Raw genomic sequence first — 20910 nt, forward strand, 5'->3', positions numbered from 1 at the left:
TCAGTAGCACATAATCTGGAAAAGATCTAAAAAGGTTCCATAAATGGAGCTATACTTACTAAAAGACATAATAATAGCCACGAAAAAATATAATTAAAATTACTTTTTTTCGTGGCTATTATTTTCTACTTATCCTGCATAAGACTTTGTAGTTTTCCTGACAGAAAGAATAACACCACTGCAGCAGTGCCACTCATGAAAACAAATAATAGGAAGAAGTCATACAAGTTTTCTACATGATACCCTATAAAACTCTTTGCCACTCCACCCTCAGGATAGTATCCGCTCAACATTCCGGCCATTTTATTTGCGGCAGATGTACTTAAATACCATACTCCCATCAGAAGTGAAGAAAATCTTGCCGGCGACAGTTTATACACCAGAGACAGACCTATAGGAGCAAGACACAACTCTCCCATGGTATGAATAAGATACAGACCTGTAAGCCATATCATACTCACTTTTACACCCGGTTCCACATCCTTCACTCCAAAAGCTATGAACAAATACCCCATAGCCAGCAGGAAAAGACCTATGGACTGTTTCTTGACTGAACTCGGTTCTATCCCTTTCCTTCCGAGGAAAGACCATAGACCGGCAAAGACAGGAGCCAGAACCACCAGCATGATAGGATTGAACGATTGGAAATATGCAGCAGGCATCTCCCATCCACCTATGTTACGGTCTGTCTGCTCGTCGGCAAAGAAAGTCAGTGACGCTCCGGCCTGCTCATACGCAGCCCAAAAGAATATAACAAAGAAAGCTATGACATATATTATTCCAATCCTAATTTTCTCACTACGATTAAGACTATGGTCGGTTATTATCAGTACAGGCATCACTATTACTGTGGCATAAATAAGTGAACCAATCCAGTCTGCTCCCGAGAAGACACTACCTACTGTAGAAATCTGATTACCGATTATCCAATTCCAATTCACAGAGAAAACTAACGTCAGTGCAATTGTCGCGACAATTGCCACAATACTTCTGGGAGAAAGCCATCCATCATCTTTTTCTAATGATTGCAAATTGTCATCTTTCTTTTGAGGCGCAATTCCTACAGGATTACCATCAGGATCGCAGATATATTTGTTCTTGAATATCTGAAAAACCACAGCTCCTATAATCATACCGATACATGATGCCAGAAATCCCCATTTGAAATCCTCCGGATGCCCAGTATTTCCTATCAGCCCACAAATAAGCGGGGCAAGAGTAGAACCGACATTGACTCCCATATAGAAAATTGTGAAAGCCGAATCCTTGCGTTTGTCATCATCAGAATACAGGCGTCCCACCATTGTGGATATATTAGGCTTAAAGAAGCCATTACCCATTATAAGCAATCCTAAGCCACAGAACATCAGCCATTTTGCCACATCAACCTGATGAAAATAACATGCACTCAGAAATAGAAGGAATTGTCCTACCGCCATTACCAACGCACCTACAACAATTGACCTTCGGTTCCCCCAATATTTATCAGCAATGTATCCTCCTATAAGCGGAGTCAGATAAACAAGTCCCGTATAACTGCCATAAACTTGAGATGCAAACTCCTTGTCAAACAGCAGAGCCTGCACCATATAAAGCATAAACAGAGCACGCATGCCATAATAACTGAAACGTTCCCACATTTCAGTCACAAAAAGAAGATACAATCCTTTCGGATGTCCTTTGCTATTATTTTTTACAAATTCGGAATTACTCATCTTATTTTATTCCAAGCTTCTTCCTCAATTCTTTAGTCAAAGCATCCTTATGCATCATTACGTAAACAGTCTTTGCACGTACAAAGCTTTCAGACATATTGATATATCCTCCGAAACGGTTTCTCTCTGTACCCCAGGAATTTTTGGTTATATAATACTTGGTCCCGTTCTGGTCTTTTGTCAGTCCCGTGATATGCATCAGATGATCATCTGTAGTTACAAACGACTCATATCCTTCTTGTCTTACTTCAGGCGTTACATTGATTTCCGGATATGGATGCTCAAACTTATACACTTCTCCCAGTCTTTCAACCGGTTTCATATTTTCAAAACGGGCTCTGTCTGTCTGACTGTAATCATCCATCTTCGTAACCTCAGGATTAATGGCGACACCATTTGTGAATGAAAAACCTTTTTCGCTTACATCACCATCCCAACATACAGTATATCCGCTCTTCAAGGCATTGTCAGTGGCAGACATCATCTCATCAAGCGGAAGGTTATACATCTTGGCATGTTCCCAGTTGTCAGGAATTTCAAGCTCAAACTTTTCATAATAAGGTTTGTGAGTGAAACTTGTAAGCATAACATAATCATCCATATTCAGACCAAGACTCTCAGCAAAACTTTTCGGAGTATATTCCTTTCCGTCATAGACGAAAGTTTCCGGAAGTTTACCCATATAAATATCGAACAAGCTGTTAATCAGTTCATAATATTCACTGCTACGGTGCTTCATTTCGACTGCCTGCCCTGCAATAGCGGACATATAGCTTTCAAGTTCGGTATGGTTATGAGTCTTAGAATCGTAATTTATTCCGCTATACACTTTTTCCGGAACAATACCTACTTGCTTAAAAGCTGTCATCCAACTTGGAGAAATACTACCCTGCCCTATATTACCGTTTCCGCGGCGAAGATAATTGTCTGCAAGCTGGTTCATATACTTTTGTCTTACGATAAACATTTCAGACAAATCATACTCACCTTTCCCCATCCTAATCAACTCAGATTCCATAAACGATGTTGTCGCAAAACACCAGCATGTGCCTGTGGCTGCCTGATTTTTCACCGAAGTCACCTTATTTGAAACAACGTCTGTAAACTGGAATCCTTTTTCCTCCTGTGCCATAACAGCAGACGAAATAGCAATAAATGCAACAAATGTCAAGTTTCTTACTCTCATCTCTCAATCTTTTATTATAAAAAACAATATTTATTTTACATAATGAATATTTCCGCTTGCAAATATAGTGAAACTCGCCCGATTTCGGATGGATTTAAGAATAACAAAGTATATTTTTCCCCGTTAGGACAACAAAAAAAGTCTCCGCAACAAATACATGCTGCGGAGACCTCTATAATTTAAATGTTAATTACTTCTTTTCGATATCGATACCCTTGTTGCGAAGAGTCATACCCATAAGTTTAAGATAGTCTGAATACTGCTTTTCGTTAAGAGTATTCTTCATAAGCTTAAGATTACCATAAACTGCTTTACGAACTTTTTCGTCTTGGTTTTTCTTAGAGTTGTTAGCCAATTTCATTTCTGCCTCAAAGAAATCGCAAATATCAGCAACTTCCTTAGTCTGGTCTGAAGAAAGTTTAAGATACTTTCCCAACTGAGCTTTGTTGATTGAACCGTTCCACTTTTCTGGAGTTGTTGTCTGGTTACCGTTTGCAAATACTGTTGCAGAAAACGCCAATGCGGCGATTAATGTTAATCCTGATTTCATAATACCTAATGTTTAATTTTTGTTGTTACCTAAAATACAATCTTTTTCTGATTGCCTTAATTTAATCTCATTTTAGTAAGTCTTTCTATATACTTACCTTTCATTTAGCTTAAGCCTTTTTCTTTTTACCGATACAAAGATAAGCATGTTTTCTGTATCAGAAAAACAAATGACAGTAAATCTTCAAAAACAACGTCATTTGTTGATATGCATCAAGATATTAACAGAAATTTGAACAATAACAAGATTTTATTGTTAACGTAATACTTATATAACATAAAAGCCCGATACACACACGTATCGGGCTTTTATGTTATATAACCTTATGATATTATCCACCAAAGTTATCGTACATGATAGAAGATGATTCAACGCCAAGGCTGTCAAGCATTTTGACAACAGCATTCGACATCGGACCAGGACCACACATGTAGTATTCAATATCTTCAGGAGCTTCGTGGTTCTTCAGGTAAGTTTCAAGCATAACCTGATGAACGAATCCTGCAGTATATTTCACACCTGCTGCATCTGCTGCCGGATCAGGACGGTCAAGTGCAAGGTGGAAATGGAAGTTAGGGAAGTCTTTTTCAAGTCCCAGGAAGTCTTCAAGATAGAACACTTCGTTCAATGCACGAGCACCATAGAAGTAGTGAAGTTCACGGTCTGTAGTATGCAGAGTACGTGTCATGTGCATAATCTGTGCACGCAAAGGAGCCATACCGGCACCACCACCTACCCAAATCATTTCCTTCTTAGAATCGAAGATTGGATGGAAGTCTCCGTAAGGACCACTCATCAATACCTTGTCACCTGGTTTCAAAGTAAAGATATAAGATGATGCGATACCTGGATTAACATCCATGAAACCGCTGCGGTCTGGTTTGAACGGAGGAGTTGCGATACGTACTGTCAACATGAATACGTCACCTTCGGCAGGATAGTTGGCCATAGAGTAAGCACGGATAGTTTCTTCTTCGTTCTTACATTTCAAGCCGAACAGACCGAATTTTTCCCATGCAGGAAGATATTCGTCACCGATAAGGCTCTTGTCGATATCCTTGTTGTAATCCATTTCGAATTTAGGTATCTTAATCTGTGCGTATGAACCTGGGATAAAGTCCATGTGAGCACCTTTAGGCAACTGCACCTTGAATTCCTTGATAAATGTTGCCACGTTTTTGTTAGAGATAACTGTACATTCGTATTCCTTAACACCCATTACTGATTCAGGAACCTTGATTGACATATCACCTTTAACTTTTACCTGGCAACCAAGACGCCAGTGGTCTTTCTGCTGCTTACGGCTGAAGTGGCTGACTTCTGAAGGAAGAATTTCGCCACCGCCTTCTACAACCTGACATTTGCACTGTCCGCAAGAACCTTTACCACCACATGCTGAAGGAAGGAACACGTTGTTCACAGCCAGTGTATTCAGCAGTGTAGAACCAGATTCAACTTCCAACTGGTTTTCACCGTTTACAGTAACTTTCACTTTACCTGAAGAAACAAGAAAGTTCTTTGCAACCAGAAGGATTACTACCAACACCAGAATAGTCACGAGGAATACTCCAATGCTTGCTAAAATAAAATTCATATCCATTGTCTTATTCCTTTCTTTATTAGATGTTCAAACCAGAGAAACACATAAATGCCATTGCCATCAGACCTACAACGATGAATGTGATACCCAAACCTCTAAGTGGAGCAGGTACATCAGAGTAAGCCATCTTTTCGCGGATAGCGGCAAGACCTACGATAGCAAGCAACCAACCGATACCAGAACCAAGCGCATAAGAGATAGCGTCTGCTACTCCACCGATGAACTTAGGATCAGATGGTGCAAGAGTAATACGCTGCTGCATGAAGAGCGAAGCACCCATGATGGCACAGTTAACAGCGATAAGTGGAAGGAAGATACCCAATGATGCATAAAGCGACGGGCTGAATTTTTCCACAATCATTTCCACCAACTGTACGATAGCAGCGATAACGGCAATAAATAGGATAAAGCTAAGGAAGCTCAAGTCAATACCAAGAATACCGTCGGCAGCCAAAACCTTAGTCTGGAGCAGGTAGTTTACAGGAAGTGTAACTACAAGCACGAATGTCACGGCAATACCAAGTCCGAGCGCAGTCTTCACATTCTTCGAAACAGCAAGGTATGAACACATACCAAGGAAGAACGCGAATATCATATTGTCCACAAATATAGAGCGGACGAATAAACTCAATAAATGTTCCATATTATACAATTAATATTTTTTATTCAACACCCTATTATTTTTCCTGCAACTCTTTATGTTTAGCACGCTGATACCAGATAAGGCATGCTACGATAATCAGAGCCATAGGAGGCATCAACATCATACCGTTGTTTACATAGCCTGCATCCTTAAGCCACTGATAGTTCAGGATATTGAAACCGAGCAGTGTTCCTGAACCGAGAAGTTCGCGGAAGAAAGCTACGATGATAAGAATCTTGGCATATCCAAGACCGTTACCGATACCGTCAAGACATGATTCCCAAGGACCGTTTGCCATAGCGAATGCTTCAAGACGTCCCATCAGGATACAGTTAGTAATGATAAGACCTACGTATACTGAAAGCTGTACGCTCACATCGTATGCAAAAGCCTTCAACAGTTCACTGACGATAGTTACCAAAGCGGCAACAACCACCAGCTGAACGATGATACGGATACGGTTAGGAATAGTCTTACGCAACAAAGAAATCACTACGTTTGAGAAAGCTGTAATGATAGTTACAGAAAGACCCATAACGATAGCCGGTTCCAGTTTAGAGGTAACGGCCAATGCTGAACAGATACCCAACACCTGTACAGTTACAGGGTTGTTCATGTTTAAAGGAGTAGAAAATACTTCTTTATTCTTAGCTGAAAATAATTTTCCCATTGTTCGTCTCCCTCCTATTATTTAGTAGTTAAAAATTTTGTGTACTGGGCCATGCAGTTCTTAAGCATAGCATCAACACCGTTTGAAGTGATTGTACCACCGGAGATACCATCAACTTCGAATTCAGGATTTGCCACCTTACCGTTCTTGACAACGCTCAATGCAACACTTTCACCTTCCATTACGTGCTTGCCTACGAACAGACTCTGGAAGTGAGGCAATGCGATTTCAGCACCAAGACCCGGAGTTTCAGATGCATGTGAGAAGTATGTACCAAATATTGTGTTCTTGTCTTCATCAAGTGCTACATAGCCCCAGATAGCGCCCCAAAGTCCGGCACCGTAAACAGGAACAACGTATTTAGTCTTACCGTCGATTTCACATACGAATACGTGAGCACGACCGTTTTCCTTGAATTCTTTTTCGTAAGCTGTTACGAATTTGCCGTCATATTCTTTCAAAGAACCGTCTTCAGCAACAATCATATCAGACTTAACTACCTTGCTGAACTCAGCGTCAGCATCTTTAACTTCTGTAATACCCAAAGAAGAAAGAATCTGTTTCTTAGTGTCGAGTTCAACGTTCTTGCCCTGAAGGTCACGCAAAGATGAGTTTACGAAAGCCAGCAGGAATGCTACGATAACAACCATTACCGAAGCATAAATTATAGTATATGAGTTACTATTAGTATTCATTGTTTTCGGTTTTTATTTGTTAGACATAGCACGTTTTGCACGACGTGAAATATTGTTCTCAACGATTACATAGTCAATCAGCGGAGCGAAGATGTTCATCAGCAGGATAGCAAGCATCATACCTTCCGGATAACCAGGGTTCAACACACGGATGATGATAGCCATCATACCGATGAGCAGACCGTAGATGAACTTACCGTTCTCAGTACGTGAAGATGTAACAGGGTCTGTAGCCATGAACACTGCACCGAAGCAGAAACCACCGGCACACAAGTGCATGTACCAAGGCATGTTGGCCATAGCTGTATCAGGACCTGCAACATTGAATATCCAAGCCATCAATGCACCACCTACGAATACTGAAATCATTGTCTTCCAGCTTGCTACGCCAGTCCACAACAGGATAACGGCACCGATTGCAATAGCGATAACTGAAGTTTCACCGATTGAACCAGGGATGAAACCGAAAATCATATCGCTCAAAGAAGCTGATATAGGAGTTTCAGTGGCAGCCTGACCAAGAGGAGTTGCAGCAGTCAAGGCATCGATGTCTTTACCAAGACCGAATATGCTGTTGCTTGACACCCATACAGTGTCACCGGACATCTTAGTAGGATAAGCGAAGAACAGGAATGCACGTGTAATCAATGCAGGGTTGAAGATGTTCATACCTGTACCACCGAATACTTCCTTAGCGAAGATTACAGAGAATGCTGTAGCTACGGCAAGCATCCACAACGGACAGTCAACAGGAACAATCATAGGAATCAACATACCAGAAACAAGGAAACCTTCCTGAATTTCTTCCTTCTTCCACTGAGCTACAACGAACTCGATTCCAAGACCTACAACGTATGAAACGATGATTTTTGGCAATACGGCAAGGAAACCGTAACCGAATTTCTGAATGAAGCTACCTTCGATACCTGCAAAAGCATAGTGCTGGTAACCTACGTTATACATACCGAACAGCAATGCCGGTATAAGCGCAATAACCACGATAGACATGATACGTTTGCTGTCTATAGCGTCGTGGATGTGCGTACCAGTCTTAGATGTTGTATTCGGAACGAAAAGGAATGTTTCGAAACCGTCGAATACAGAACGGAAAGCCTGGTATTTGCCGCCCTCTTCAAAGTTTGGCTTTATCTTATCGATATAATTTCTTAACGCTTTCATTATTATTTATAAGTTTGTTAGTTTTTTAGTTTATAAGTTAGTTGACAAGTTGACGAGTCGACAAGTTGACAAGGTTTTCGTAGAGAAACCTATCTATTAACTTGTAACTGAAGCCTGGTCAACTAAAAAACTCATTAGCACATTTCACGACGGAGCATGTCAAGACCTTCGCGAACGATACGCTGAAGTTCCATCTTCGAAGAACATACGAACTCGCAGATAGCGAAATCTTCAGGAGCTACTTCGTAAATACCGAGCTGTTCCATGCGGTCGATATCACCGGCAATGATAGCCTTGATAAGATATTCAGGAAGAATATCCATAGGAAGTACGCGGTCGTATTCGTTTGACATAATCATGTGACGTTCTCCACCTTTGATACGAGCGTCAAGAGTATATTCTTTCTTGCCCATCAACCAGCTGAAATATGAGTGGCTTGTACTGAACTCGTTGAAACGAGGCATAATCCATCCCAACATTTCGTGAACATCGTTACCTTCAGGGATTACAGTAATCTGACTGTGGAACGCGCCGAGGAAACCGTTGGCTGGAATCTGCTTTCCTGTCAGAGGATTACCGCTGATATAGCGAAGTTCCTTGTCTTTATTTACATTACCTGCCAGGATGTCTGTAAGCAGAGCGCCAACTTTCAGTTTGCAGTAAGCCGGTTTCTTAACTTCAGAACCTGTAATAGCTACTGTACGTGTCATGTCAACACGTCCTGTGTTCATCAGACGTCCGATGAAGATAACAGCCTGTGGGTCGATAGTCCAAACTGTCTCACCTTTGTTTACAGGAGCGATGTTGTTGATCTGAACGCCAACATTACCTGCTGGATGAGGTCCGTCGAAAGCTGTTACGGTAACGTTCTTAGCCTGTGTAAGAGCTGCTGACTTCTGGTTAACACTAATACTTAAATAAGTCTTGGCAATTTTAGCCAAAGCATCAAGTCCTGTCTGGAAGTTGTTTTCTTCGCCTTTCAGAGCTATTTCAAAGTCAGGAGCAAGCGGATTTGTGTCGAATGCAGAAACGAAGATAGCTCGTGGAGCCACTGTAGGGTCTGCAATTACATCGTAAGGACGCTGTCTGAAGAAAGCGAACATACCGGCATTAAGAAGAAGTTCCTTAACAGCCTCTGCGCTCATTGCAGATACGTTCTGCTTACCGAATTCTTCGTAATCCTGTTCGGCTGCTGCCTCTACAGTAATACTCATTACCTTACGTCGAGCTCCGCGCTCTACGCTTGTCACTACGCCACTAACTGGCGAAACAAATTTCAGTTCAGGATGGTTCTTGTCAATAAACAAGGGTCCTCCGGCCATTACATACTCTTGTTCCTTAACGACTACCTTAGGAGTTACTCCTGTAAAGTCATCCGGCACTATAGCATAGAATCCGGGTGCCTTTACAGCCACAACTTCTGCAGCTGCCTTACCTTTCAAGTTGATGTCCAGGCCTTTGCGTAATTTAATTACATTTGCCATATTGGGTTATAAAAAATGGTTTTTAATTTTTGCCGCAAAATTAAAGAAAAAATAAGTAAAAATGAACTTTTTCGTCATATAAATAAAGAATTTTTTCCTTATTTAGTTTTATTCATATACTTCACAATTAGAATACGACCAATTTAGCGAAACTATAATTAATATCTCCATAAAAACATCAATACAATTCGTGTAATAATATCACAAAAACTGTCATTCCCTATTTGTATTGATGTTTTAGAACTCTTACATAATTTAAGTCAAATAACCTTTTTTTCATACAAAAACACATTCAAAATTTCTATTTTGAATATTTCTCCAACACACATAAAGCAAGACATAATGCTATCAATTATAAATATCCAACTTACATTATAATACAAAAACAAACAATCCATACAACACAACACATAAAACTAAGGCTAAACAATAACATTTCAGAAAACACAAAGCGTCTGAGATTCTTTTTTTTAAGACCATCCGAACAATCGCACACAAAAATGAAAATCTCAAGCTCTAAAAATTTTATCCATAATACCAGTAAAACTCATGTACGCCATATCGCCGATATGACATTATGTCAGTTTACAAATAATGGCATTTATTTTGTACAGTGGATTGCGATTGGTTTTGTTCCACTATTAATGTAGATTTTATTAATAAAAACAATAAGATATATGCAAAAAGGTAATATCGGGGTTACAACAGAGAACATTTTCCCCATCATAAAGAAATTCTTATACAGCGATCACGAAATTTTCTTACGCGAACTTGTGTCAAACGCAGTTGATGCAACTCAAAAACTTAAGACTCTTGCCTCTAAAGGTGAATTCAAAGGAGAATTGGGAGACCTTACAATTAAGGTAAAAGCAGAAAACGATACAATCGTTATCTCAGACCGCGGACTTGGTCTTACCGCTGAAGAAATAGACAAATACATCAATCAAATTGCATTTTCAGGAGCCAATGACTTCCTTGCCAAATATAAAGACGATGCTAACGCCATCATCGGTCACTTTGGTTTAGGCTTCTACTCAGCCTTCATGGTAGCAAAGAAAGTGGAAATCGTAACAAAATCATATCAGGAAGGTGCTCAGGCAGTGAAATGGACTTGCGATGGTAGCCCTGAATTCACTCTTGAAGAGACAGAAAAGGCAGACCGTGGTACTGACATCATTCTTTACGTGGACGATGACTGCAAGGAATTCCTCGAAGAGAACCGCCTGAAAGGATTGTTGAACAAATATTGTCGCTTCCTGGCTGTGCCTGTAGCATTTGGCAAAAAGAAAGAATGGAAAGACGGCAAGCAGGTTGAAACAGAAGAGGACAACATCATTAATGACACTTGCCCAATCTGGACTAAGAAACCAAGCGAACTTAAGGACGAGGATTACAAGAAGTTCTATAGGGACCTCTACCCTATGTCCGATGAGCCATTATTCTGGATACACTTGAATGTTGACTATCCGTTCAATCTGACGGGTGTTCTGTACTTCCCTAAAATAAAGAGTAACATCGACTTACAGAAGAACAAAATTCAGTTATACTGCAATCAGGTTTACGTAACCGACTCAGTCGAAGGAATCGTTCCTGACTTTCTGACATTGCTTCACGGTGTAATCGATTCTCCTGACATTCCGCTTAACGTATCGCGTTCATACCTTCAGAGTGACTCAAACGTAAAGAAGATTTCCACTTATATTACAAAGAAGGTGGCAGACAGACTTCAGTCTATCTTCAAGAACGACCGTAAGGAATTTGAAAACAAATGGGATGACCTGAAGATTTTCATCAACTACGGAATGCTTACTCAGGAAGACTTCTATTCTAAGGCTGACAAATTTGCTTTGTTCAAAGACACTGAAGGCAAATACTACACTCAGGAAGAATATAAGACTCTTATAAGCGGGAACCAGACAGACAAGGACGGAAATCTGATTTATCTATACGCCAATAACCGTGACGAACAGTACGCATACATCGATGCCGCAGTAAATAAGGGTTACAATGTATTGATGATGGACGGACAGCTTGACGTGCCAATGATTAACATGCTGGAACAGAAGCTGGAAAAGAGCCGCTTTACACGTGTGGACAGTGACGTAATAGACCGTCTGATTGTTAAAGAAGAACAGAAAGGCGAAGAACTGAAAGAAGACAAGCGCAATCTGCTATCTACTGTATTCAGCGGACAGTTACCAAAACTTCAGAAGACTGAATTCCATGTAGAAGCACAGGCATTGGGCGAAAACGGTTCTCCTGTTATCATAACACAAGCTGAATATATGCGCCGTATGAAAGAAATGGCCAACATCCAGCCGGGAATGAGCTTCTACGGAGAAATGCCTGACATGTACAGCCTGGTGCTGAACAGCGACCATAAGCTTATCAAACAAGTCCTGAATGATGCCGAAACTGCTTGTGCGGAAAAGCTTGTTCCTGTAGAATCAGAAATTGCAGTCCTAAAACTTAGAGAGAACGAGCTTCACAAGGCTCACGAAGGCAAAAAGGACGAAGAAATTCCTGTAGCAGAGAAAGACGAGCTGAAAGATGTTGAAAAGAAACTGGAAGAACAGAAGAACAAGAAAAACAATATCCTGAATGAATATGCTGCCGGCAATAAAGTTGTTCATCAACTTATCGACCTGGCTCTTCTGCAAAACGGAATGCTGAAAGGCGAAGCTCTTACAAACTTTGTAAAGAGAAGTATCGAATTGATTTAATACGATAATCTATATTATTCTTATATATTGGGCAATGTCATGCTTACATAGCTGGCATTGCCCTTTTATTTATCTCTAAAGCTCTATTAGATATATAATGTAACACATTTCGACAAATTTAAATCAACTGATACCCCCCCTAATAAAGAAAAGAAAAAATATTATTCGAAAAAAACAGTAATTATTAGATAAGGACACAAATTTTGATTATCTTTGGTTACATTAAACTGGTATATTTACACAACTACTACTGACCCGACAGCATGAAAAAAGCTTTTGCACTGATATTAATCTTTGTTTCTTTACTGTTTACACCAGCTTACGCCCAAAAGGTAGGACTCGTACTTAGCGGTGGTGGAGCTAAAGGTATGACACATATAGGGATAATACGTGCACTGGAAGAGAATAACATTCCTATAGACTATATCACCGGTACATCAATGGGAGCGATAGTAGGATCGCTTTATGCCATGGGATATTCGCCCGACGATATGGAAAAGCTGCTAAAATCGCCGGATTTCAAGAAATGGTACTCTTCAAGAGGTATAGAAGAAGAATATATGTACTACTTCAAGATGAATCCCCCTACTCCCGAATTTATCAATATACGTCTTTCTAAATTGGACATGGCAAAAAAAGTAAAAACACGCTTCCTGCCATCAAGCGTTGTCGATCCTATGCACATGAACATAGCGTTTGTTGAGTTATATGCTCAAGCGACAGCAAAATGCAGAGGAAATTTCGACAATCTTCTTATTCCGTTCAGATGTGTTGCATCGGACGTATATAACAAGAGACCTCTTATAATGAGCAAAGGCGACCTCGGAGATGCAGTCAGAGCTTCAATGAGTTTCCCCGGGATGTTCAAGCCTATTGAAATAGACTCTGTTTTGGCATACGACGGAGGGATATATGACAACTTCCCTGTATCTACCATGATCAATGACTTTCATCCTGATGTTATTATCGGTAGTGTTGTAAGTTCAAATCCAAGCAAACCTAAGGAAGGAGACATCATGAGCCAGTTGGAAAATATGGTAATGCAGAAGACAGACTATTCTATACCTGACTCATTGGGCATCCTTATGACATTCAAATATACAGATGTGGGATTAATGGACTTCGACAGATATGATGAACTCCACGACATAGGATATAACAGGACTATACAGCTTATGGATTCCATAAAGCAAAGAATATCCAGAAGAACAAGCTATAGAATACTCGAAAAAAAACGTATAGACTTCAGAAGAGAAATGCCTGAAATGAATTTCAGGAAAATAATAATAAACGGTACTAACGAACAACAGAAAAAATACATCATGCGAGGATTCCACGCCGAAGAAAATGATGTATTCAACCTGGAAGAGCTGAGGAAAGGATATTTCAGACTGCTGTCCGATAAAATGATTTCAGAAATTCTACCTCATGTCCAATACGATTACAACGACAGCACTTTCACTCTGATACTGGATGTAAAAGTAGCTGAAGATCTATCAGTAAGAATTGGCGGTAATGTTGGTTCAAACGGAGCCAACCAAATATACATGGGTGCATCATACCATAACCTTGGAAAATACTCAAAGGAATTTGCCATTGAAGGACAGTTGGGACAAATCTACAACAACCTCCAACTGACTGGCAGAATAGACCTCCCTACAGAGATTCCCACTTCATACAGAATGATTGTCTCATTGTCATCTTTCGATTATAAAGGCCAGACACAGAACTTTTTTAATCAAATAAACAGTCCTGTATTCAACAAAAAAGACGAGAAATTCGTAAAAGTTTGTGTAAGCATGCCATTTTTAAGCAAGCACAAAGCTGAGTTTGGAATAGGTGCAGCAACCCTCGACGACCAGTACTTCCAGACAAATGTCATTGATTTCACCAACAGCACAAGGGACAAGAGTAAATACAACATTCTTGGCGGTACTGTTGCCCTTGAAGGTAACACTCTCGACAGCAGACTATATGCCGTAAACGGGAAAAAGGAAAGACTTGCCGCAAATATATACTGGGGTACCGAGAAATTCCAACAAGGAACGGGAACAGACCCTTACGAGGGACAGTTCAAATATACCCAGGCATGGCTACAGATTTCATACGAACTTGAAAAATACTTCCGTCTCGGGAAAAAAGTTTCATTAGGATCATATCTTCACACATACTATTCGTCACGTAATTTCAGCAATAATTATCGTGCTACAATGATGCAGGCCGGAGAATTTTCTCCAACCACACACAGCAAAATTACCTATAACGAAGCTTTCAGGGCAAATCAGTTTGCCGGCATAGGACTTATACCTATATATCGGTTCAATAATACGATTCACGCGCGGCTTGGAGTATATGGCTTTTTACCTTTCTTTCCAATAAACTGTAATGAGTCTAACAAGGCTACTTATGGCAAAATATTCAGTAAATTCGAATATTTAAGCGACTTGTCAATAGTTGTACGATTACCTTTCGGTTCTATCAGTGCATACTTGAATTATTATAGCTCACCAAAGAACAACTGGAATGCCGGGATATCATTAGGATGGCAAATCTTTGGAGAGAGATTCATGCAATAGTTTTTTTTAGCAAAAGCATAAAAAAATCACTGTAACATTTGCACAATAAAAAAAATACCCATACCTTTGCACCCGTTAAACAAAAAGAGATGGCCGCGTAGCTCAACTGAATAGAGTAGCTGACTACGGATCAGCCGGTTACAGGTTTGAATCCTGTCGCGGTCACTCCACTTTAACTTATTGAATAATTTGTTTGGCCGCGTAGCTCAACTGAATAGAGTAGCTGACTACGGATCAGCCGGTTACAGGTTTGAATCCTGTCGCGGTCACTCATTTTAACTTATTGAATAATTGTTTGGCCGCGTAGCTCAACTGAATAGAGTAGCTGACTACGGATCAGCCGGTTACAGGTTTGAATCCTGTCGCGGTCACAGAAAAGACATCTTTACCCACAAGATGTCTTTTTTTATGTACATTAGATTCTAAAAACAATGGCTTATGAATAAAACCAACGATGCAGAAAGTTTTTTACTCATAAGCCATCATGTCATTAAATATTATCTTTTGACAATTCCGATTTTCAGATTCAATTTAAAGTAATACACACCATTCTCTCGCTCAAGAAAGCCATATTTATCTTTCTCTGTAGAACCTTTCTCAAAACGAGTATTATAATATAAGAAATCAGCAAAAGTCTGTCTGAATGCTTTCTGATAACAGAGCACTTCCCCTTCAGCAGTAACAAACATAAATCCTGATATCGCAGACTCTGTTCCATTATACATTTTGGCAGGACGCATTCCTGCGGCAAGAGCAAGAAGAAGCTCCTTTACCTTATACTCATAATAGCCATGCTTGTTTATCAATTCATCCTTTATCTTAAGAGGATTGAGTTTCTTTATTTCTTCTGTAAGCTCGGAGACCTTTGTTATTCCGTCAAGCCACATTATACGAACCATTTCAGCCAGCATACGTCCCGCATGCAAATCTATCATTGAAAGATTGCTTCTGAATATCTTATCGGCAACATCATTATATTTTAGAATGCCTCCCAGACGTTCTATCATCAACATCCTGCCCGTAACATCGTCTTCTTCACCTTCTGCATTGATTTTATTAATTGTAGGGACAGCAAATTTCACACCTGTCTGTTCGAACTTAAAATTAGCCGAACGCCCACCATCAAGCAAAGGCATCATCCTCCCCCCGAGTCTGGAACGAACACAAAATCCTGTCAGAGGAGCTTCTAAACTATAAAATGCTACAGAAAAGTCAGTACGGTCCTCCGTCTGAGACTCAAGGTCAAATATTGCTACCTCATCAAGAAATTCTTCTACTCCATCCGGCGAAGTGACATCATTCCCTGAGGTATTCTTTATAGCCTGCAATATTATCTCAGCCACGGTGTCAAAATCCTCACGAGGAATTTGCTTATCAATATTCTCACCCTTTATCCTTATAGATTCCTTTTCTACAATATACTGGCGCGTGCCGTCGTGCTCCTCACGCTGTACCATTGCCACCGGTATAACATGCGCCTCATTGCGCTTCGCTTCAGGAGTTCCGGCATAGACTTTACCGTCTGCCAGGATTCTGAAAAATGCGTAAAGTTCGCCCCATTCTCTTTTTGTTGCTTCAAATGCCATATTAATCATTATTAATCCGTTACAAAGATATAGATATTTATTTAACTTTGCAGCCATGAAACTAATATTCTATTCAGCGGATTTAAGTACAGAACTTGATTTGCCTTTTGCTTCAGAAGGCATACGTGCCGGATTTCCCAGCCCGGCACAGGACTACATGACAGATTCCATTGACTTGAACAAAGAGCTGGTATCACATCCGGCAACGACATTCTATGCTCGCGCCGTGGGCAATTCAATGACCGGATTCGGCATATCCGATGGCGATCTGTTAGTGATAGACAAAGCCATAGAGCCTATTGACGGAGACATAGTTGTGGCCTTCATCGACGGAGAATTCACCCTAAAAAAAATAATGAAAGAAGAAAACGGACAATACTTGTGGCTCGTTCCGGGAAATGACGACTATCCTCCAATAAAGGTAACCGAAGACAACGAATTCATAATATGGGGAGTTCTTACTTATAATATAAAGAAACAGCTTGTAAGAACAAGAAGAAAAAGGGAATAAAAGCAAGCATTCACTCCAAATGAACGTCTATAATCTCATCCAGATTTGTTGTGTACCGCTTTGAGACATATTCATTCTTCAATTTCCACTGCATCCCGTAACCCTGAACCGCAACACGTATAGTATTAAAACCATTCTTACGGTTTATTTCATCAATAGCCTTTGCTAATGACATCTGCTTTCCACGGTCAATAGTATCAAACAGATTACCCTGCACGGCACCGTCGCTACACGTATCCCAAACAATTACTCCGGCCTTTTTATATAAATAAACCTGATTACCCTTCCAGCACCCCCTTAACGCCTTGACTGCAGCAGAAACAATCTCCCTAATGTCATTTGTAGGAACCTGAAAAAACACATCACGATGTATATAGTCAGATGGCAAATCATTTCTGAACCTGCTTGTATATGCAAAAACAGTCATAGCCTTACACACAGTTCGATTCTCCTTTAATTTACGTACGCATTGGGCCGCAAAGTTTGCCACAGCTTCTTCAAGAATATCAATATTTCCTACTCCCTCTCGTGCGAAACTGCGGCTGGTACAGATTGACTTCTTGTTCGGCAATTCGTCAATACTGATACAATCCTCCCCTTTCAGCTCCTTCCATGTGCGCAATCCTGTCACGGTAAGTTCTTTTCTCACCCAACTTTCGGATTTCTGTACGAAATCCCATGCAGTCTCAACCCCAACACTTTTCAGACGGACTGCAATCCTGCGCCCTATTCCCCAAACATCAGCGATATCAAAAAGTTTTAAGGCTTTCTCCCTCTTTTCGTCTGTATCAATTATACATATAGAATGAAAGCCTTTATATCGCTTTGCAAATTTGCTTGCCATCTTTGCAAGAGTCTTTGTCGAAGCTATACCAAGCGATATTGGTATTCCAGTACCTTTAGTGACAAATCTCACCATCTCACTGACATAAGGCAATAAGTCCGTTGTCGGAATTCCGGAGAAATCCATAAAAGCCTCATCAATGGAATATATATCCAGCTTCGGAGTATATCCCGACAGGATTGTCATCACCCTACGGCTCATGTCTCCATATAAAGTATAATTACTGCTGAACACAGCAACCCCGTTATCTTCCATCAACTGTCTAACCTGATAAAACGGAGCTCCCATCTTTATGCCAAGTGCCTTAGCCTCGTTACTGCGCGCTATAACACAACCGTCATTATTAGACAGTACAACACACGGAGTATTCCGCAAATCCGGACGGAATACCCTCTCACACGAAGCATAAAAATTATTACAATCCACGAGACCTATCATAGCGACATCATAAAATTTAATTTATACTTTAAAGCCTTCAGCAACAAAATATTAATAAGAACTGCAGATTTGCCCAACGAATAGAGCTACTCATTTCTGACAAACACATAAACCGGATGGAATTTCGAAGCAATATTCTTCAACACCCCGCTGTCCACCAGACGTTTTATGTACCTTGACGATTTTGACAGATTAAATCCTGTAAGTTCCTCAAAATCCGTACGCTGCATATATTGGTTCTTGGCAAAATAGGTTTCCAGTCTTTTCATTACTTCCTCGTCCGTAATTTTCTCCGAGTGTCGGGATTCGTCTTTTACCCTTACCAGGTTAGCTGTCTCAAATTTCTCAATAAAAACCTTTTCAGGAACAAATTTTATTCCCCTGACCCATACATCAACATTATCCATATTCCCTGAACCAACTTCGGAATTACAGCTAAGGCTCAGACTGAAATATCCCAGCCCGTCAATATGTACAGAATAACCGTCGCTCAATGCATCGTACAGCTCGTCACTGATTGCTGTCAGCACAGCTGCTACATCGGCAGGTGTAGCGGTACACTTTCTCGTGATATTCTCACGAAGATTTTTTGTTGTAACGACGTTCTTTGTCACCACCTTGGCATGCAGCCTTGGACTATCACCCACCTCCTTGCCGGGATTCTCGTACAAATCATATTCTATTTCCATAATTCAAAATATTTTTTCTTATGCCAGTTTTAATTCGCGGTAATTTATCTGTCTCCACACGCTCGTGTCGAGACCTCCACACGCTCGTGTGGAGAGCTGCGCACGTTCGTGTGGAGTACTCGACACGGCCGTGTGGAGGTAAAGATGCTTAAAATTTTCGAAACAGCCAAACTTACGGATATGTTATTATTTTCCCAGGCTGTATTTGTCCGCATTCGGTCTATAAAACGGAGGCTACCGGTTTCTAATTAAACCACATCACCAAAATATATTAAACAATATTAGCTTATCACATCGAATTATGATATATTTGCATTAAATACCAAATTATTTCAATTATAAAGCAATTGAAGTAGAAAAGGATAAATCTTAGTAAGTATATCAAGATGGCTATTTCTCAAAGAACTTCAGTTGTCCGTAGGTAGAGGAACTGGTATTCCAACCATACAAAACGTATTAAGAAGAAATGGCTTTTGTCCTGCTGTGATTGAGACAAACGAAGAGAAAGTTATTTCTTGATTGAGATTCCTTGTAGAGAAGGTTTTGGTGTTAGAGTCTTGATTGGTGATGATTTTATTTCATTAGATGATGATAAGATAAAAAGTATCCTGTTGAAGATTTCAGAACTTGGAATAGCTAAAAGGAAAGACTTGCATGACGCAATAAAAATATCAATGCCTACCATAGATAGAATTCTTAAGCAGCTTATTTCAAAAGATATTAAATTGATTGAGAATCAAAGCTCGCACAAGACTGGAAGTTATGTGTTAGCTGAAAAAGGTAAGACTTTTATAAAAGCATTGGATGAATAATTATGACATTTGGAGTTGATATATACGAAACACAAATAAGGGATTGGGGACATGAGATTCTTGAAAATCTTTTGAAGGATCGTACCACAGGTGAAAATATTATTTGGGCCACAAATGATTACTCGTATCGTGGGAAGGGGTACTCGTATTATGATGAAATTACATCAGAACTCATTTGTGAGGATAATAACCGGGTTGTACAACCACGAATATCAAAATCATTAGAGGAGCAAAAAAAGCGCATCAATGAAAAAGCAGAAGTGTTTACTCCTTCCTGGATATGTAATGCACAAAATAACCTTATAGATAAAGCATGGTTTGAAACAGAAGAAGATGTTTTTAATCGTGAAATATTAGTAGATGGAGTACATTCTTGGGTGATGAAAGATTCTCTACCTCCATACCCTTCTGGCAAAAATTGGAGAACATATATTTCTGAAAATCGTTTAGAAATGGCATGTGGTGAAGCACCTTATTTGTGCAGTCGCTACGATGCTACTACAGGTGTATTTATTCCTGTAGAAAAGCGAATAGGTTTATTGGATCGTAAACTTATTCTAGTTAATGCTAATACACCGAATATTACTCCATATATGGATAGCAAACAACGAAAGAATGTTCATAAAATATGGAGAAGAGCAGCGTATAAAGCTTTACAGTCAACATACGGGTTTGAATGGCAAGGTGATAATCTATTACTTGCAAGAGAGTCTTTACTTATTACCTTTATTGAATTTTATCAAACTAAATGGCAGACTGATAAACTGCCTGATAAAGAATGCTTGAAGAAAGTTGCAGAGATTATATCTTGGAATATTTGGCAGATGGATGGATTGAAGTATGGTATTCCTGGCTATAATCCAACTGAACAGCTCGGAGGATTACCACTTTTAATACCTAGCAGAGAGAAGTTCTGCAGAATTAAGGAATGGACAAGTCAAGAACCTCTTCAAGGAAATGAGATAATCTTTGTACAAATGTTAAACAGTAATAACAAGAAATAGGAAAG

17 protein-coding genes and 3 tRNA genes are annotated in these 20910 nt (G+C 39.9%); 8 read left to right on the forward strand and 12 right to left on the reverse strand.

Translation table 11 applies throughout. The features are described from left to right. Positions 1–125: 125 nt before the first annotated feature. The 9 genes from H6A27_RS01270 to H6A27_RS01310 all read right to left on the reverse strand — a co-directional run bounded on the left by H6A27_RS01270 (position 126) and on the right by H6A27_RS01310 (position 9722). The gene (locus H6A27_RS01270) at positions 126–1715 is read right to left on the reverse strand and encodes a peptide MFS transporter (protein WP_204507393.1); all 1590 of its coding nucleotides are present in this window, start codon (positions 1713–1715) and stop codon (positions 126–128) included. Between the two features lies 1 nt (position 1716). Then, on the reverse strand, positions 1717–2901 hold the full coding sequence (locus H6A27_RS01275; RefSeq protein WP_204507394.1) for a C1 family peptidase: 1185 nt from the start codon (positions 2899–2901) through the stop codon (positions 1717–1719). Between the two features lie 190 nt (positions 2902–3091). Continuing rightward, positions 3092–3451 (reverse strand): hypothetical protein, encoded by a 360-nt coding sequence (locus H6A27_RS01280; RefSeq protein ID WP_239469521.1) that lies wholly within the window; start codon positions 3449–3451, stop codon positions 3092–3094. Positions 3452–3782: 331 nt separating this feature from the next. Beyond that, the gene (nqrF, locus tag H6A27_RS01285; RefSeq protein ID WP_204507395.1) at positions 3783–5051 is read right to left on the reverse strand and encodes an NADH:ubiquinone reductase (Na(+)-transporting) subunit F; all 1269 of its coding nucleotides are present in this window, start codon (positions 5049–5051) and stop codon (positions 3783–3785) included. Positions 5052–5070: 19 nt separating this feature from the next. Next, positions 5071–5694: an NADH:ubiquinone reductase (Na(+)-transporting) subunit E gene (nqrE, locus tag H6A27_RS01290; RefSeq protein ID WP_204507396.1), complete on the reverse strand. Its 624-nt coding sequence runs from the start codon at positions 5692–5694 to the stop codon at positions 5071–5073. A 34-nt stretch (positions 5695–5728) separates the two neighbouring features. Further along, on the reverse strand, positions 5729–6364 hold the full coding sequence (locus tag H6A27_RS01295; RefSeq protein ID WP_204403051.1) for an NADH:ubiquinone reductase (Na(+)-transporting) subunit D: 636 nt from the start codon (positions 6362–6364) through the stop codon (positions 5729–5731). A gap of 17 nt (positions 6365–6381) precedes the next feature. Continuing rightward, on the reverse strand, positions 6382–7059 hold the full coding sequence (locus H6A27_RS01300; protein WP_204403053.1) for a Na(+)-translocating NADH-quinone reductase subunit C: 678 nt from the start codon (positions 7057–7059) through the stop codon (positions 6382–6384). Positions 7060–7071: 12 nt separating this feature from the next. Continuing rightward, entirely contained in the window at positions 7072–8238 is a 1167-nt protein-coding gene (locus H6A27_RS01305; RefSeq protein WP_204403055.1) for an NADH:ubiquinone reductase (Na(+)-transporting) subunit B, read from the reverse strand. 134 nt (positions 8239–8372) lie between these two features. Next, positions 8373–9722: a Na(+)-translocating NADH-quinone reductase subunit A gene (locus H6A27_RS01310; protein ID WP_204507397.1), complete on the reverse strand. Its 1350-nt coding sequence runs from the start codon at positions 9720–9722 to the stop codon at positions 8373–8375. 677 nt (positions 9723–10399) lie between these two features. Between H6A27_RS01310 and htpG the strand changes: the two genes are divergently transcribed. The 5 genes from htpG (at position 10400) to H6A27_RS01335 (ending at position 15392) form a co-directional block, all read left to right on the forward strand. Continuing rightward, positions 10400–12445 carry a molecular chaperone HtpG gene (gene htpG / locus H6A27_RS01315; protein WP_204507398.1) on the forward strand — a complete coding sequence of 682 codons (2046 nt, stop codon included), beginning with the start codon at positions 10400–10402 and terminating at the stop codon, positions 12443–12445. 263 nt (positions 12446–12708) lie between these two features. Continuing rightward, positions 12709–15021 carry a patatin-like phospholipase family protein gene (locus H6A27_RS01320; RefSeq protein WP_204507399.1) on the forward strand — a complete coding sequence of 771 codons (2313 nt, stop codon included), beginning with the start codon at positions 12709–12711 and terminating at the stop codon, positions 15019–15021. A 91-nt stretch (positions 15022–15112) separates the two neighbouring features. Then, a tRNA-Arg gene (locus H6A27_RS01325) sits at positions 15113–15186 on the forward strand. A gap of 30 nt (positions 15187–15216) precedes the next feature. Then, positions 15217–15290, forward strand: a tRNA-Arg gene (locus H6A27_RS01330). A 28-nt stretch (positions 15291–15318) separates the two neighbouring features. After that, positions 15319–15392 (forward strand) — tRNA-Arg (locus H6A27_RS01335). A gap of 126 nt (positions 15393–15518) precedes the next feature. Here the strand turns inward: H6A27_RS01335 and H6A27_RS01340 are convergent. Next, positions 15519–16607 carry an HpaII family restriction endonuclease gene (locus H6A27_RS01340; protein WP_204507400.1) on the reverse strand — a complete coding sequence of 363 codons (1089 nt, stop codon included), beginning with the start codon at positions 16605–16607 and terminating at the stop codon, positions 15519–15521. A 55-nt stretch (positions 16608–16662) separates the two neighbouring features. Here H6A27_RS01340 and H6A27_RS01345 point away from each other — a divergent pair, with 55 nt between their 5' ends. After that, positions 16663–17118 (forward strand): LexA family protein, encoded by a 456-nt coding sequence (locus tag H6A27_RS01345; protein WP_204403065.1) that lies wholly within the window; start codon positions 16663–16665, stop codon positions 17116–17118. A gap of 10 nt (positions 17119–17128) precedes the next feature. Here H6A27_RS01345 and H6A27_RS01350 read toward each other — a convergent pair whose 3' ends face one another. Together H6A27_RS01350 and H6A27_RS01355 are read right to left on the reverse strand one after the other, a co-directional pair. Further along, positions 17129–18400: a Y-family DNA polymerase gene (locus tag H6A27_RS01350; RefSeq protein WP_204507401.1), complete on the reverse strand. Its 1272-nt coding sequence runs from the start codon at positions 18398–18400 to the stop codon at positions 17129–17131. A gap of 86 nt (positions 18401–18486) precedes the next feature. Next, entirely contained in the window at positions 18487–19089 is a 603-nt protein-coding gene (locus H6A27_RS01355; RefSeq protein WP_204507402.1) for an HU family DNA-binding protein, read from the reverse strand. A 515-nt stretch (positions 19090–19604) separates the two neighbouring features. On the opposite strand from H6A27_RS01355, the gene H6A27_RS01360 reads away from it, so the two are divergent. Together H6A27_RS01360 and H6A27_RS01365 are read left to right on the forward strand one after the other, a co-directional pair. After that, positions 19605–19901 carry a hypothetical protein gene (locus tag H6A27_RS01360; RefSeq protein WP_239469522.1) on the forward strand — a complete coding sequence of 99 codons (297 nt, stop codon included), beginning with the start codon at positions 19605–19607 and terminating at the stop codon, positions 19899–19901. A gap of 2 nt (positions 19902–19903) precedes the next feature. Then, positions 19904–20905 (forward strand): restriction endonuclease subunit M, encoded by a 1002-nt coding sequence (locus H6A27_RS01365; RefSeq protein WP_204507403.1) that lies wholly within the window; start codon positions 19904–19906, stop codon positions 20903–20905. Positions 20906–20910 lie beyond the last annotated feature (5 nt).

The sequence above is a fragment of the Bacteroides caecigallinarum genome, from assembly GCF_016902295.1.
GTDB classification, from domain to species: Bacteria; Bacteroidota; Bacteroidia; order Bacteroidales; family Bacteroidaceae; genus Phocaeicola; species Phocaeicola caecigallinarum_A.